Source organism: Agrobacterium sp. NPDC090273 (assembly GCF_044772305.1).
In the GTDB taxonomy this organism is placed as follows: Bacteria; Pseudomonadota; Alphaproteobacteria; order Rhizobiales; family Rhizobiaceae; genus Agrobacterium.
In genome coordinates this window covers 17,968-31,632 of record NZ_JBIVYN010000012.1, presented here as the reverse complement: position 1 = coordinate 31,632, position 13,665 = coordinate 17,968, and the positions used below count along the sequence as shown (strand labels likewise).

Here is a 13,665-nt window from a genome sequence, read left to right as displayed (position 1 = left end):
TTTTGCTCAAAAATGCCTGTGAGCCCTCGGCCTGCAGGCATTTTTGTGGCACAGGGACCGGCGGGAGTGAGGGTCAGGCAGATGGGCTGTGTGCCGGGATGACGCCGCCAAGAACCGTCTGGACGATGGTTTCTGCGGCGGTTGTGAAGTCACGGCGTTTGAGTTTGTTCTGTCCGAGCGCATCGCAGGCAAGCGGCGAAAAATCGCTGTAAAACTGGGTTGTCGCCCAGAGCATGATGAGCAGATGGCGTGGATTGATTGCCGCCATGCGTCCTTCGCTTATCCACTCCTCAAGGACGGCAACCCGTTCGTCGGTCGCAGCTTGCATGTGTTGGCGATCCTTGCGGCTCAGGAAACGTGCGCCCTGGATGATTTCGCTGGCGAAGAGGCGGGATTCGCGCGGATGTCTTGCCGTGTAATCGAGTTTTGCGATGATATAGTCCCGCAGGGCCTCGGCCGGGTCGCGCTCTGCGCGAATATTGGCCAACGCATCGTCCCAGCCGGCGATCAGGCTGGCGATGATCTCTGAATAGATCTCCTCCTTGGAGGAAAAATAATAATAGATATTGGCCTTGGGCAGTTCAGCCAGTTCGGCGATTTCCGCAATTCGCGTGCCTTCGAAACCCTTTCGCGAAAATACATCCGTCGCAACATCGAGAATGAGCCTGATGTTGCGGGCGCGGATTTTTTCATCAAGCTTGAGTGCCGCTCTAGGCATGTGGATCACCTGAAATGCGCGGAGACGCCCCGTCTTCGCTTTCTGCTTCGATATAGCTCAAGCGCGGTTTGGTCGATAGGCGCGAAAGGCCGAATTTCCCGTTGAAAATCGTGTTCTAAAAATTGACGGTTTGGTCAGAATAGCTCTAGTTTGAGTTTAAAAGAATGGCCGCTCCAAGAGAGAAATCGGCTTGTCAGGGAAGCGACACCACCAACATGTTCGGAGCCGAACGATGACTTTCGACCTTCTCGTGAAAAATGCCAACCTCCCTGATGATCGCACTGGTGTCGATATCGCCGTTTCAGGCGGAAAGATCGTTGCAGTGGAAAGCGGCATCACAGCCGAAGCCGGCCGCGTCATAGATGCAGGCGGCAGGCTGGTCACGGCGCCTTTTATCGATATTCACTTCCATATGGATGCCACGCTTTCGCTTGGTACGCCCAGACTGAACCGGTCAGGCACCCTGCTCGAAGGCATTCAGCTTTGGGGTGAACTGAAACCGTTGCTGACAAAGGATGCGGTGATTGAACGGGCATTGCGCTACTGCGATCTCGCTGTATCACAAGGGTTGCTCGCGGTTCGCTCGCATGTCGACGTTTGCGATGACCGGCTGATTGGCGTGGAAGCGCTGATCGAGGTGCGTGACCTTGTGAAGGATTATCTGGACCTGCAGCTTGTCGCCTTTCCTCAGGATGGCTTTTATCGGTCTGCGACAGCTTCGAAAAACCTGACCAGGGCTTTGGACATGGGCGTTGACGTTGTCGGCGGTATCCCGCATTTCGAGCGGACCATGGACGACGGTCGGCTTTCGGTGAAAGCGCTCTGCGAGATTGCCGCCGAACGTGGTCTGATGGTCGATCTGCATTGTGACGAGACAGACGATCCGATGTCACGCCACATCGAAACGCTTGCCTATGAGACGCAGCGTCTCGGTCTACAGGGTCGCGTCGCCGGCTCGCATCTGACCTCGATGCATTCGATGGACAATTATTATGCCTCGAAACTCCTGCCTCTCATCGCCGAGGCGCAGGTTCATTGCATTCCCAATCCGCTTGCGAACATTGTCTTGCAGGGCCGGCACGACACTTACCCGAAGCGGCGTGGCATGATGCGTGTGCCGGAACTCATGGCGCTTGGTGTCAACGTTGCTTTCGGTCTCGATTCAACGATGGACCCCTGGTACTCCATGGGCAACGCCGACATGCTGGAAGTCGCCCACATGGCCGTCCATACCGGACATATGACGAGCCGTGATGCGGTTAAAGCCTGCTTCCAGGCGATAACGGAAAACCCTGCCAAGGTGTTTGGCCTTGAAGGTTACGGTCTTGCTCCCGGCTGCAACGCCGATCTAGTTCTGCTGGAAGCACGTGATACCATCGAGGCGATCCGCCTGAAGTCAAACCGATTGGCGGTGGTGCGTCGCGGCAAGGTCATTGCCGAAACGGCGCCGCGCGTGACAAACCTCTCACTTGAAGGGCGTCCTTCCGTTGTCGAGCCCTGGCGTTATGCGCCGGTCGAAGCCTCTGCCGTGTAAGATTTGCCGGCTCAGTAGTTTCCGACTGAGCCGCCATCCTTCCAGGCGTAGATTTCCCACAATTCGTCATCTGGCCCGATGAAGTAGGCGCCGCGTGCATTCCAGACATAGTCGGCTGGTTCGCTGTAAAAGGGCACACCCTTTTCCATCAGTTCTTGATACGCCGCATCAACGGCGGCAGGCGAGGGCACACGAACGGCAATACAGACCTTGTGCGGGCCTTCCGCCTTGGCATTTGCAACGCCAGTGTACTCGCTTAGATGATCGAGTTCCCAGCATGCCAGCGTCAGTCCGGCACCGGTGAACTCGACAAAGCCATCGGCGCGACGATTGAGGGTAAAACCGAGCTTGCCGACATAAAAGTCGATCGAGCGCTGTGTATCCTTCACCAGCACGCAGACATCGGTGATCGCATGATCCTGGGCAAACGGCATGAATGGAGTTCCTTATGATGTCGAACGGCGGCCGGTCATAACCGGACGGCGATTTTGGGGATGGGGCGAGATGCCGATTGCCGCGCGAATGGCGTCGGCGGCATGGTCGAACTCTGCCTTTGAGCGGCAGTGAAGCGTACAAAGCGGTGCGCCAGCGGTGACGTGATCGCCGACATGAACGATGCCGGTCAGGCCGACATCGTGGTCGAGGGCATCGCTGGCCACTTTACGGCCTGCGCCAAGTCCCACCATCGCAAGGCCTACGGCAAAAGCATCGACCCGCTCCACATAACCGTCCGAGACAGCGCTGACAGACGCAATGACGGGGCACGGCAGGAAGTGCCGGTCAGGATTGGAAACAAGGTCGGATGGACCGCCAAGTGCTTCGATCATTCTGGAAAAGCTGAGAAGCGCCGAGCCGTCGGCCAGTTTTGTCTCAAGGAGTTGGCGGGCGTCGAAATCCGAGGCGGCGATACCACCCATGACGAGGATTTCGGCCGACAATTCCATCACCAAGGCGCGCATGCGCGGTTCTTGCCGGATGGCCGAAAGAAAATCGATTGCCTCGCGGATCTGCAGGCGGCTCCCGATAGTGTCGCCCATGACCTCGTCCATGTCGACGAGGAGGGTTACCATCGAAAGTCCGCTCAGACGAGCGACGTCGATCAGGCTGGATGCCAGACCTTCCGCGTCTGCAACGGTTTCCATGAACGCGCCGGACCCGTAATTGACGCTCATTACGAGGCCCGAAATTCCAGCGGCCAGTTTCTTCGACAGGATCGACGATGTGATGAGCGGCACCGATTCCACCGTCGCCGTCACGTCCCGAACATAGTAGATCGCGGCATCTGCAGGTGCCAGCGTTGGCGTCGGTCCTATGATGGCGGAACCGGCGTTGGCGACGGCTTTGCAGAAGAGACCGGTGGGCGGGGCAATGTCGCAACCGGGGATCGCTTCCATCAGATCGACCTCCCCGCCTGTATGTCCCAAACCCCGTGCGGAGATCATTGGCATATGGATGCCGCAGGCGGCCACCAACGGCGCGAGGATAAGGCTGACCTTCTCGTCACCCGTTCCGCCGCTTGAATGTTTGTCGATTATCTTTTCCGGGGCAATGCCCGTTTCAGACCAATCGACGACCTCTCCGGAATCGCGCATCGCAAGCGTGAGTGCCGCGGTTTCTTCAGGCGTCAGACCATTCAGAAATGCCGCCATGATAAAGGCGCCGATCTGGGCCTCCGACACCTCACCTTTGCCGATGCCGACGACAAAACGCTCGATCTCGGCGGGCAACAGCTGGCCGCCGTTTCGCTTTGCGCGAATGATTTGTGCGGGAAGAAATACCGACATGATTACCCCGCGCGGCTGTTGAGACCGGGCCAAAGCGGCATGTCGCCCTGGTATCGGTTCATGCCGATATCCTGCTCCGTGGCGCGGCGATACATGGCTCTCATATATGGCTCGAAGCGGGCGTTCAGCGCCTCCAGTTCGGCATGTTCAGCAAGATAACCGGGCAGAAGTTCCTGCAACTCGGCAAACACGTCGGCCTCGTTCACCGTGAGCAATCTGTTGTCTTCGACGACGACTTCGCCGTTGACGACGACCATCCGGATGTTGGAGCCATTTTCGCAATAGACGAGATGATGATCCAGCCGGTTCATGGGCATGTAGTCGTAGCCAGAGATGTCGAGCATCAACAGATCGGCCTTCTTGCCGACTTCCAGTGAGCCGACTGTCTTGTCCAGCATTGCGGTGCGGGCACCGGTGATGGTCGCCGAGTGCAAGATGTCTGCGGCGCTTATCCAGCGTTCGGTATCGGGTGCCGCGATATCATGCAGCAGAGCCGCAAAACGCATGACCTCGAAGATGCGGGCGGTGTCGTTGCTGGAAAGTCCGTCTGTACCAAGTCCGACGTGAACGCCGGCATCAAGCAGACGGCGGATGGGCGCTATGCCTGACCCGAGCTTGAGGTTGGAAATCGCGTTGTGCGCGATCGAGCAGCCCGCCGCCCCCATCAACGCCATATCTGCATCGCTGACCCATATGGAATGGGCAATCGTCGTGTTTGGAGTGAGAATGCCGATATCGTCCATGTAGCCGATCAGGCTCTTGCCGTAGAATTCGGGTCCGGTCACCGCTTGTGTTTTCGTTTCGAGAACATGGGTGTGGTATGGGACCCCATATTCCCGGGCAAGCGACACGCATGCCTGCATCATCTCCACCGAGCAGCGCTGGGGTGCCGAGGCGGAGACCATGTAACCGAGCCTGCCGGCTCGACCGTGCTGGGAGGCGAGTACCTCGCGACTATAGGACATGTAGTCATCGACGCTAATCGAAGGTCCCTGAACCTCTCCTTGTAAATCCGCCGGTATCAGATCTCTGAGATAGGGCATGGTGTCGAAGACATGTTTGTCGATGACGCAGTGAGAGACATTGGCTCGGATACCGGCATCGTCATACGCATCGAATACGCGCTTCAGCCGGTTGATGTCGAAGGCGGGTGGATCGAAAAAGTCGTCGACCAGTGTCGTTACCCCCGCCTTCAGGCTTTCCATCGCCGTCAAGAGGCTGCGCAGGTAGAGAAGCCGCTCAGAAATTGGTCCCTTCATCACGATCGGGTAGGAGTAAAGCATCCACACTTCGAGCGGCATGCCCTGGTAACGGCCTTTGAAAAAGGTCTCGGACGAATGCAGATGTGCGTTGACCAGCCCGGGCATGAGGAGCTTGCCACGAGCGTCAATCGTGCGTGCGCCTCCAGGGGCTGCCAGGTTCTTGCCAATGGCGGTGATGCTGTCACCCTCGATCAGAAGGTCGCCGGTAAAGGGCGCGACACCGTTGGCTGTGTCCATGGCAAGAATGGTGGCGTTGCGGAAAAGAAGCGTCATGCGGTGTCTTTCAGGAGTGATTGTCCGACCGGCCGACGAGCAGGGGCAACAGCACGAGTTCGAGGCCGATGAGGACAAGGCAGGATATGGCAAAGACGATTGTGCCAATGGCATTCAGTGACGGATCGATTGCCGCGACGAGCACGGAATAGATCGCGACTGGCAATGTCGGCTGAAAACCCGAGACGAACCAGGCGATGATGAACTCGTCGAAGGAGAAGGTGAACGCAAGGAGCCAGGCGCCGAAAATACCGGGCAGCGCGAAAGGCAGGACGACCTTCGTGACAGCCTGCCATTCGGTCGCGCCAAGATCCCAGGCTGCTTCTTCGAGTGAGGGCGGCATCTGCGACAACCGAAGCTGGATGATTGCAAGGGCTGGCGCGGTGATCAGAACGACGTGGGTGAGGAAGACTGAAAACAGCGTTCCGGAAAGATGCAAACGTGCCAGAAGCCCGAGGAAACCAACGCCAAGAATGAGCGGCGGAATGAGGATGGGCAGCGTGACAAGTGCCAGAAAGGTGGTCTTGCCGCGGAATGTGAAGCGGTTGAATGCGTAAGCCGCAAAGAAGGCGATGGCAGTCGCAACCGTCGCGGCCGCCGGTGATACGATCAGCGTGTTGCCAAGCGCCCTGATCAATGTACCGTCGGTAAACAGCTTGTCATACCATTGCAGCGTCCAGCCCTGCAGCGGAAATCCGGGAAATCGGTTCTTCTGAAATGAGAAGAGAACAAGCACTACCAGCGGCAGGAACATGAAGGCGTAGGCAAGACCAAGCCACACTCTGCCAAGGAAAATCCAGGGATTGCCACGCATCAGCTAACCCTCCTGCGGGCGCGTTCGGCCATGAAAATGCCGATGCCAAGCGCCAGCACCATGACGGCGATCAGAATGGTGGCGAGCGCGGATGTTCGTGGGAGATTGGTCGAACTCGAATAGTCGGACATGATCATCGACGCATAAGTTGGTAGTTTGCCGATGATGGATGCGCCTGTCCCGCCGCCGAGCAGGTTGCCGGAGAGTGCATCGCCAAGCCCAACGATCACCGCAAAACTTGCCGCCGTCATCAGACCGAATCTCGAAAGCGGGAGAATGACACGGGTGAAAGCCTGCCAGCGAGTGGCTCCAAGTTCCCTTGCGGCCTCGATCAGCACCCTGTCGATTGCCAGGATACTGACATAAAGAATGACAATCAGGATTGGTGCCAGATAGTGGATGAGGCCGATGCGGGTGGCAATCTGCGTATAGATGATCTCGATCCGGTAGTCGGAAAGACCGACCTGCTTGAGCACCGAGTTGATGACCCCGTTGCGCGATAGAATGGTCTGCCAGGCATAAAGACGCAGCACGTAGCTCGACCAGAAAGGCGCGATAGCCAGAAGCAATGCCAGCCTCTGCCAGCGCATCGGCACGGCAAAGGCAATTGAAAGCGCCACGAGATAAGAAAGAATGACCGCAAAACAAGCTGTGGTAACGGCTACCCAGAGCGATTGGGCAAGGGCAAGTCCGTACCGAGAGCGCGAAAAGAAGCTCGAAAAAATCTCGGCATAGTTGGCGAATGAGACGTCCGGAATGGCCTGGAAATTCTCCACGCGCCAGAAGCCGATCCACAAAAGAAAGAACAATGGCAGCAGAAAAAGGAGTGTCAGCCAGATGGCAAGCGGTGCCAAAAACAGGACTTTGAGGGGGCTGTCATTGGGCGTCCTCAGCCGCTTCGGGTTTTGAGTGTCCGTCAGGCTCATGCGGTACCTCTGATCAGGGAGGCATTCTCAGGCGCAAACCACGCGGTTACCGGCGTGTTGATTTCACCGGGCAATATATGTTGCACGGTCATTTTGACTTCCGTGCCGTCCACGAGATCGAGCAGATAGACATTGTGAGACCCGGCATATTCCCGGCCGCGCATGGTGGCGTCCAGCCGGTTCTCGCCAGGTGTTCCGGTGGGTGCGGGGGTCAGCTTGTCTGCCTGAACCACGACAAAAACGGAGGCGCCAACGGGTGGTGGGTCATCTGTGGCGACCACGACCTGTCCATGGCCGCAATGAACAGTCACATGACGGGACGACACATCCTGCACACGACCGGCAAAGAGGTTATTGGTGCCCACAAAGCGGGCAACGAACTCGGTTTTCGGACGGGCATACATCTCCTCGGGTTTGTCGATCTGTTCGATCCTGCCCTTGTTCATGACAACCACCCGGTCTGCCATGGAGAAGGCTTCGATCTGATTGTGGGTCACGTAGATGAATGCCATGCCGAGTTGCTGCTGGATACGACGCAGCTCGCCCTGCATGCGTATTCTCAGATGGGCGTCGAGTGCCGAAAGCGGCTCATCGAGAAGCAGGATTTCGGGTTCAGTCACAAGCGCGCGTGCGAGTGCCACACGCTGTTTCTGCCCACCGGAAAGTTGGCTGACCTTCCGTCCAAGAAAGTCGGAAAGCCCGACAAGGTCCGCCATCGCCTTGACCTTACCCGCCACAATCGCTTTGTCATGGGCTTTCAGCGTCAGGCCAAAGGCGATGTTGCCCGCAACGTCGAGATGCGGAAACAAAGCGTAATTCTGCCAGACGAGACGGGTCGAACGGAGATTGACGGGCACGTCCGAGACATCTTTGCCGCGGATGTGAAGCTGGCCGGAAGACGATGTCTCCAATCCAGCCATGATGCGCAGAAGCGTGGTTTTTCCGCATCCGGATGGGCCCATGATGGCCACGAATTCACCCCGGCCGACCCTCAGATTGATGGAATCCACCGCAACGAAGTCGTTGAAGCGCTTGGTAATCGACAGAAGTTCCAGGTCGGGAGGCGATGCGGTCATGGTTCATCCTGCAAAGAAGGGCACTCCCGGAACAGCCGGGAGCGCATGTGTTCGAAGCGTGAGCAGGCTCAGGCCGTCTTGAATTCGTTGAAGATGTCGATCCAGGCCTGTTCCGGCTGGTTGGACGGCAGCCCACGCGGCATGGATCGGTCGATCAGCGTTTCGACCAGCATCTTGCCGGGGTTTTCCGGGTCGGGAACATAAGAGAGCAGCTTCTTTTGGTCTTCATCCCAATGATCGACAATCTTCATGTTCGGGCCACGAGCCTTGAACGCTTTGGTGTAGACGAGCTTCGACTGGACTTTGGGCGACGTCATGTAGTCGACCCATTGCATTGCCAGTTCCTTGTTCTTGGAGGCCGTGCAAACGCAGGCGACTTCCTGCCAGCGGATGCCGCCCTGCTTTGGAATGGTCGAAGAGAAATTGTCGTAACCGGCGAGTTTCAGATCAATGTCGAGGTCACCCGTTGGCGAAGCCACGATGTCGCCAGCCAGCATGGCCTGGGCGATCGGCTGGTTGGAGGAGCCGAACATGCCGATTTGCGGCCGCAGCTTGGTCAGGAATTCCTTGACCTGCGCAAGCTGGCCGTCAGTGATGGCGTAAGGTGTCTGGTTCGCCGGATTAACGGCAAGGCTGGCATTGCCGAGGTTCGGCAGGTACCAGTCGAACATGCCGATCTTCCCTTCATATTTCGGGTTGAGCAACGAATTCCAGTCTGCAGCTTCCTCTGCCGACATTTCGTCGGTGTTGTAGGAAATGCCATAGAAAGAGAAGCGGGTCGGAATACCGTAAACCGTGCCTTCTGTTTCGCCCTTGGTTGGCGCGAAGTCGCGGAACTTGGGGTGGTAGTTGGCCAGTTCCTTGAAGCTGTCGGTCTTGTAGGCTTCGATCGCCTTGTTGGCTTTCAGCTTCTGGACATATTCGGCATCGGAAATGATGGCATCGAAAGTGCCGGGCGGGGTCTGGGCGAAAAACTGCAGCATCTGCTCGCCGCCGATGTAGATCTTGAACTCTACCTTCGTCTTGTGGAGGTCTTCGAACTCGGCGATGACGTCGCGCTCTTCATAGCCTGGCCAGCAAAGAACGCGCAGCGGCTCGGCGGCCTGCGCCTGTCGCGAGAAAATGGTGAAGTTGCCAAAGGCGGCGGCCGTCGCGCCGGCAGCAGCCGTACCCAGAAGCTTGCGGCGCGAAATTCCGGCCGTGGTGGAAGGGACTGTTTCGTCCTGCAACGATGTCTTGCTTGTCATGTCGTTCCCCTGATGGCGTTGTTTGCATCACCAGTGAGGCAGCAAGATCCGTGCCATTTCAAAATACGCGCATTTTACGGCTTCCGCTATTTTGTAATGCGATACATGGAGTTGCCGGGATTAAAAACTGACCATATGGTCAATTTTTGTCACTAGATTAGGCAGCCGCTGATGGGCGCCATTGCCCGGTCAGCGAACTTTTCCGGGCCTACGAACGGATGCGAACTTTCGTTCGCCGGCATAAATGAGAGCGATGGGGACAATACCGGCTTTTGCGCCTCAGATCCGGGGTGTCACGATGGTACGGCTATGCGTTGATTGCCTTTGAATTCGTCGAATCGTGCATGCCAGTTTTTGCTCGAGTATGTGCAAAAGCGGCTGGACTGGAAGGAAAGGGCTTCATTCCCTGATACGCTTTTTCCTGCACACAAAGAAAAGCAACTGCTGACGTGAATTTCTATTTACTTTGCCCAACACTCTCCTTCATCACCTTTCTCCGAAACATCATCGGCATTTTGGAACAGAAGGAGGATGCGATGAAAGCGCTGGTTCTGGAAGAAAAAGGCAAGCTGTCGCTCAGAGATTTCGATATTCCGGCAACGCTGGGCCCGAAGGATGTGCGCATTCGCACCCACACGGTCGGAATCTGCGGTTCGGACGTGCATTATTATACGCACGGCAAGATCGGCCACTTCATCGTCAACGCGCCGATGGTGCTGGGCCACGAGGCGTCCGGCACGATCATCGAGACCGGCTCAGAGGTTTCGCATCTCAAGGTTGGCGATCGCGTGTGCATGGAGCCCGGCATTCCTGATCCGACTTCGCGTGCTGCAAAGCTCGGCATCTATAACGTTGACCCGGCCGTCACGTTCTGGGCAACGCCGCCAGTGCATGGTTGCCTGACGCCTGAAGTTATCCATCCTGCCGCATTTACCTACAAGCTGCCGGACAATGTTTCGTTTGCCGAAGGCGCCATGGTCGAGCCTTTTGCGATTGGCATGCAGGCGGCACTTCGTGCCCGTATCCAGCCAGGTGATGTCGCCGTGGTGACCGGTGCCGGCCCGATCGGGATGATGGTTGCGCTTGCCGCATTGGCCGGCGGTTGCGCCAAGGTCATCGTTGCCGATCTCGCTCAGCCCAAACTGGATATCATTGGCGCATATGACGGCATTGAGACCGTCAATATTCGCGAGCGTTCGTTGCCCGACGCGGTGGCCGAAATCACTGACGGCTGGGGTTGCGATGTTGTCTTCGAGTGCTCCGGTGCGGCCCCTGCAATCCTCGGCATGGCAAAGCTTGCTCGTCCGGGTGGTGCTATCGTGCTGGTCGGTATGCCGGTTGATCCGGTGCCGGTCGATATCGTCGGGCTGCAGGCAAAGGAACTGCGTCTCGAAACCGTTTTCCGTTACGCCAACGTCTATGACCGCGCCGTTGCGCTCATCGCGTCCGGAAAGGTCGATCTGAAGCCATTGATTTCTGCGACCATCGCGTTTGATGACAGCATTGCCGGTTTCGACCGGGCTGTGGAAGCGCGTGAGACAGACGTCAAACTGCAAATCGTCATGCCGCAGTAAAACAAGAATTGGGTGTCGCTGTCGCGCGACGGCGGCACCTTCAATATCCGGCCGCAATATTGCCGCGCCGCAACCGCATCGAGATGCCAGGCGCAATTTCCGCTACCTTACGGTGTGCCGATACGAAAAGCGCATGAGATTATGCGAAAAGTACAAGTCTTTTCTGCCCGCTTCGCGACATCACGAAAAATTCAGAATCATCAAAACTGAGCTATCAAGTCTCTAAAATCGCTTGTGAATCGCTTTATCAGCGTTGAAATACTGCTGCATTGCAGTATTTTCGGTTGCTTTGCGGCATTTGGCCGAAATGTTGCAAATGGCGCACTCTTCAATTTCCGGCATGAATGAGTCAAAAAAGTATCAGTATTTATTCCGCGGTGATGTGGATCATGGATCGGCGGCGGCCCTATGGTTTCTGCCAACGCCGGGGCGGTGCTTGGAACGAGGAGCCAGACGCCCAGCCCTTTGATGGGCCAGCGTGCAAAGGGAGAGGACGTCAATGCAACCCGATCTGGAACTTGTCCATATACGCAAGGGCGAATCCTTCGCTGCCTGGCGGCATGGCTATCCGTTCCGCACGGTGCGTTGGCATTACCATCCCGAATATGAAATCCACCTCGTAGTAGCGACATCAGGCACGTTCTATATCGGCGACTTCGTCGGCAGCTTTGGCCCAGGCCAGCTCATCATGACGGGCCCCAACCTGCCGCAGAACTGGATCAGCGAGATCGAGCCCGGCGAGGTTGTGCCTGCCCGCTCTCTGGTTATCCAGTTTCCCGAGCCATTCATCGAGGATGCCTGCTCGTCGATGCCGGAAATGGACGCGCTTCGTCCGCTGCTTGAGCGCAGCCGCCGGGGTCTGCTGTTCGATGAGGAAACCAGCGCCAAGGTGCGCCCGGTGATGGAGCGGTTGCTGGAGGCGCAGGGTATGGCGCGCCTCGCACTGTTCTGGGAAATTCTCGATCTCCTGGTCAATGCGCCGCATTATGAAGTTCTGGCGAGCCTTAGCTTCGAGCTTGATCTGACGGGCATTGGCGACAGCGGCATCAACCGCGCCTTGTCCCATCTGCGTGAGCATCTGACCGAGCAGATCGAGGAGGGCGAGTTGGCCGAAATGGTCGGGCAAAGCCAGAGTGCGTTTTCCCGCGCCTTCAAGCGCCATACCGGAACGACCCTGGTGCGTTATCGCAATCAGTTGCGGATCGATCTCGCCTGCCAGATGCTGCTCACCGATCAGGACGTAAAGGTTGCAGAAATCTGCTACGATGTCGGGTTCTCGAACCTTTCGAATTTCAACCGGCATTTCCTGAAGTTCAAGGGAATGTCCCCATCCCAATTCCGCACGACATTCGCGGCCCAAAAGGCGTTCGTCATGGCGGAGTAACATGACACGACACCACTGATTTCAACCAATTCGGGCGGCATGGCGCCATCCGGAAACGGACACGTGCTGTCCGCAATTATCCCAAGGGAGGAAATTACATGAAATTGTCTCTTCTTACAGCTTCCGTCGCATTGGCCCTGATCGCCGCTCCTGCCGTTGCCCAGGACAAGCTCAAGATCGGCATGACCTTTCAGGAGTTGAACAACCCCTATTTCGTTTCCATGCAGGAAGCGCTGAAAGAAGCTGCCGCCAGCATCGGTGCGGATGTTGTCGTAACTGACGCCGGTCACGACGTGGCAAAGCAGATTTCCGACGTTGAAGACATGCTGCAGCAGAAGATCGACATTCTGCTTCTCAACCCGACCGATAGCGCCGGCATCGAGGCCGCCGTCCATGCCGCAAAGGCTGCCGGTGTAACCGTTGTTGCTGTTGACGCAAACGCCAATGGCCCGGTCGATACCTTCGTTGGTTCCAAGAACCGCGACGCCGGTTACATGTCGTGCAAGTACCTGGGTGACACGCTCGGCGGCAAGGGCGAAGTTGCGATCCTCGACGGCATTCCGGTTGTTCCGATCCTGCAGCGTGTTGAAGGTTGCAAGGCAGCACTCGCTGAATTCCCTGAGATCAAGCTCGTCGACACCCAGAACGGTCGTCAGGACCGCTCGGTTGCTCTCGGCGTCGTGGAAAACATGATCCAGTCGCACCCGAACCTGGCCGGCATCTTCTCGGTCAACGACGGTGGTGCAATGGGCGCCATGGCCGCTATTCAGGGTTCCGGCAAGGACATCAAGCTGACCTCGGTTGATGGTGCACCGGAAGCGGTCAAGGCCATTGCTGACGGCACGCCTTTCATCCAGACCACGGCTCAGTTCCCGCGTGACCAGGTTCGCGTCGGCCTTGCCATGGCGCTTGCCCAGAAGTGGGGCGCTCGCGTCGTGCCGAAGGAAGTTCCGATCGACGTTATGGTCGTGGACAGCAAAAACGCCGCTGATTTCAGCTGGTAACAGTTCCTCCCAGCTCCGTCCTCGGTCCTTGACTGGGGGCGGAGCACCCTATCGCATCGCGCAGAAACA

The 13,665-nt window shown here is 57.3% G+C and carries 12 protein-coding genes; 4 read left to right on the top strand and 8 right to left on the bottom strand.

The annotated features are described in order from the left end of the window. Window positions 1-73 precede the first annotated feature (73 nt). A complete protein-coding gene (locus tag ACIQT8_RS23690; protein WP_400970534.1) occupies window positions 74-718 on the bottom strand; it encodes a TetR/AcrR family transcriptional regulator in 645 nt (214 codons plus the stop codon). Between the two features lie 232 nt (window positions 719-950). Between ACIQT8_RS23690 and ACIQT8_RS23685 the strand changes: the two genes are divergently transcribed. Next, on the top strand, window positions 951-2,252 hold the full coding sequence (locus ACIQT8_RS23685) for an amidohydrolase family protein (protein WP_400970531.1): 1,302 nt from the start codon (window positions 951-953) through the stop codon (window positions 2,250-2,252). An 11-nt stretch (window positions 2,253-2,263) separates the two neighbouring features. Here ACIQT8_RS23685 and ACIQT8_RS23680 read toward each other — a convergent pair whose 3' ends face one another. The 7 genes from ACIQT8_RS23680 to ACIQT8_RS23650 form a co-directional block, all read right to left on the bottom strand. Beyond that, a complete protein-coding gene (locus ACIQT8_RS23680) occupies window positions 2,264-2,686 on the bottom strand; it encodes a VOC family protein (RefSeq protein ID WP_400970528.1) in 423 nt (140 codons plus the stop codon). 12 nt (window positions 2,687-2,698) lie between these two features. Beyond that, a complete protein-coding gene (locus ACIQT8_RS23675) occupies window positions 2,699-4,036 on the bottom strand; it encodes a thymidine phosphorylase (RefSeq protein WP_400970525.1) in 1,338 nt (445 codons plus the stop codon). A gap of 2 nt (window positions 4,037-4,038) precedes the next feature. Then, window positions 4,039-5,571: an amidohydrolase family protein gene (locus ACIQT8_RS23670; protein ID WP_400970522.1), complete on the bottom strand. Its 1,533-nt coding sequence runs from the start codon at window positions 5,569-5,571 to the stop codon at window positions 4,039-4,041. Between the two features lie 10 nt (window positions 5,572-5,581). Then, on the bottom strand, window positions 5,582-6,385 hold the full coding sequence (locus tag ACIQT8_RS23665) for an ABC transporter permease (protein ID WP_138792291.1): 804 nt from the start codon (window positions 6,383-6,385) through the stop codon (window positions 5,582-5,584). Beyond that, entirely contained in the window at window positions 6,385-7,311 is a 927-nt protein-coding gene (locus ACIQT8_RS23660; protein WP_400970518.1) for an ABC transporter permease, read from the bottom strand. The genes ACIQT8_RS23665 and ACIQT8_RS23660 overlap by 1 nt, the downstream gene beginning before the upstream one ends. Further along, window positions 7,308-8,387 carry an ABC transporter ATP-binding protein gene (locus ACIQT8_RS23655; protein WP_262527342.1) on the bottom strand — a complete coding sequence of 360 codons (1,080 nt, stop codon included), beginning with the start codon at window positions 8,385-8,387 and terminating at the stop codon, window positions 7,308-7,310. Before ACIQT8_RS23655 ends, ACIQT8_RS23660 begins: the two co-directional genes overlap by 4 nt. 68 nt (window positions 8,388-8,455) lie before the next feature. Beyond that, window positions 8,456-9,634, bottom strand: coding sequence for a PotD/PotF family extracellular solute-binding protein (locus ACIQT8_RS23650; protein WP_400970515.1), 1,179 nt, complete (start codon window positions 9,632-9,634; stop codon window positions 8,456-8,458). Between the two features lie 536 nt (window positions 9,635-10,170). On the opposite strand from ACIQT8_RS23650, the gene ACIQT8_RS23645 reads away from it, so the two are divergent. From ACIQT8_RS23645 to ACIQT8_RS23635, 3 genes are all read left to right on the top strand, one after another. Further along, complete coding sequence (locus ACIQT8_RS23645) at window positions 10,171-11,208, top strand: NAD(P)-dependent alcohol dehydrogenase (RefSeq protein ID WP_262527340.1); 1,038 nt, start codon at window positions 10,171-10,173, stop codon at window positions 11,206-11,208. Window positions 11,209-11,707: 499 nt separating this feature from the next. Next, window positions 11,708-12,592 (top strand): AraC family transcriptional regulator, encoded by an 885-nt coding sequence (locus ACIQT8_RS23640; RefSeq protein WP_262527339.1) that lies wholly within the window; start codon window positions 11,708-11,710, stop codon window positions 12,590-12,592. A gap of 98 nt (window positions 12,593-12,690) precedes the next feature. Then, complete coding sequence (locus ACIQT8_RS23635; protein WP_138792297.1) at window positions 12,691-13,596, top strand: ABC transporter substrate-binding protein; 906 nt, start codon at window positions 12,691-12,693, stop codon at window positions 13,594-13,596. Window positions 13,597-13,665: the final 69 nt, after the last annotated feature.